This is a genomic window from Micrococcus sp. R8502A1 (genome assembly GCF_006704135.1).
GTDB classification, from domain to species: domain Bacteria; phylum Actinomycetota; class Actinomycetes; order Actinomycetales; family Micrococcaceae; genus Micrococcus; species Micrococcus luteus.
Genome location: NZ_VIGS01000101.1, coordinates 1 through 1,658 on the forward strand (window position 1 = coordinate 1; position 1,658 = coordinate 1,658).

At 65.9% G+C, this 1,658-nt stretch carries 1 pseudogene; it reads right to left on the bottom strand.

Annotated features, from left to right (window positions below):
- Nucleotides 1-115: 115 nt before the first annotated feature.
- Nucleotides 116-892 (bottom strand): annotated as a pseudogene (locus FLM69_RS11205) (manganese catalase family protein); the annotation flags it as partial.
- Nucleotides 893-1,658 lie beyond the last annotated feature (766 nt).

The window sequence follows — 1,658 nt, forward strand, 5'->3', positions numbered from 1 at the left end:
CTGTCAGTCGTCAGCGGTAGATGTGTATTAGAGCCGGTTTGTTTACATCTTTCCCCGGGCCCTGCATATTCTTCCACTTATGCGATCGGCGGCAGCGTCAGAGGGTTAGAAGAGACAGGGGGACCCCCGCCGGCGGCTCGGACGAGTAGGAGAACTCGCCCTTGCCGTCCGGGGTGGGGCCTGCAGCCCACGAACCCTCCGCAGTGGCCTGACCGTCAGAGAACTCATAGTGCGTGTACGAGTGCTCCGTGGCCTCCTTCTTCTGCGGGAAGTTGCTCGGCACCGGCATCTCCTCCAGGCCGTCCTCCTGCAGCTCCTTCACAGCCGCCGCCCACTGGTTCTGGTGCATCGTGTCCCGGGCCAGCAAGAAGGAGAGCAGCTCCCGGATGCCCGGGTCATCGGTCATGTGGTAGAGCCGGGCCACCTGGGTCCGCCCCTGCATCTCCGCGTTGAGGTTGGCGGTCATGTCGGCCAGCAGGTTGCCGCTGGCCGTGACATACGCTCCGGTCCACGGATTCCCCATGCTGTCCACGGGGCGAGCACCGGCACCGGCCACGATGGCCTGCTGCAGATCGGTGCCCCCGATGACGGCGGCCACGGCCGGGTCATCCTGGATGGCGTCGGTGGTGATCCCCACCGGGGCCTTCTCCAGCAGCTGGGCCACCATCGTTGCCAGCATCTCGACGTGACCGAACTCCTCGGCCGCCGTGCTGAAGAGCAGGTCCCGGTACTTGCCCGGAATGTGGGCGTTCCATGCCTGGAAGCTGTACTGCATGGCCACGGTGATCTCGCCGTACTGCCCGCCGATCACCTCCTGCAGCTTGCGGGCGTAGACCGCGTCAGGCTTCTCAGGACTGGAGACGTGCTGAAGCTTCTGCTTGTGGATGTACAAGAGAGGACTCCCCTCGATCAAGTCGGATGCGTGAAGGCCCGAGGGGCCGCCGCGCCGAACAGCATCGACGCTACGCGGGCCTGACCGACCCGCGTAGAGCTGACCCACGCCAGAAGTGCATCGGTCCCCATCAGCGCCATGGACGCCAGCCCCACTCTGGGGGATGAGCGCTTTCGCCATCCTTCACCTGCGGATGCGGCGGGTAGGTGACTCTCAGAGGCACGCGGCTCAAACGGTCGTTTGTGGCCCACCGAATGTTTGCCACAACTCTCGACACCTCACGAGAGTGCTGCGCCCTTCCCCAGCGCTTTGCGGCCTACCAGCTGTGGGGCCGAGGACGCCCAGACTGCGCCCGAAAGGGCCGGCGTCTGCGGCTGAGCGGCCCCCCATACTGATCCCATGCCCTGTGACGAGTACACGCCCCGCGACCCCACGCTGGCGTCGTGGGACCACGGCGTTGCCGAACTTCGCGTCAATGGTGAGCTACGGGCCTACCTCGTCTGCGTCGTCGGCCGGATCGGTCTGCGAGATCCCGGCCAGCCGTGGCCCTGGTTTGTCGTCGTTTGGCCAGACGGACAGAAAGACCCCGCGCAGGAGGACTACGGCCCGGGGTGGTTGACCGTGCGGGAACTGGACGGAGGGCGTGTCAACTTGTCTGTGTAAGCGGGGTGGTCACAGGTAGGGGTTGATCCGGTCGGGGTAGGCCGCGGCGAGCTGGGCGAGGGCCTGCTTCCAGTTCGTGACGGCCTGACCTTCGACGAGCCGG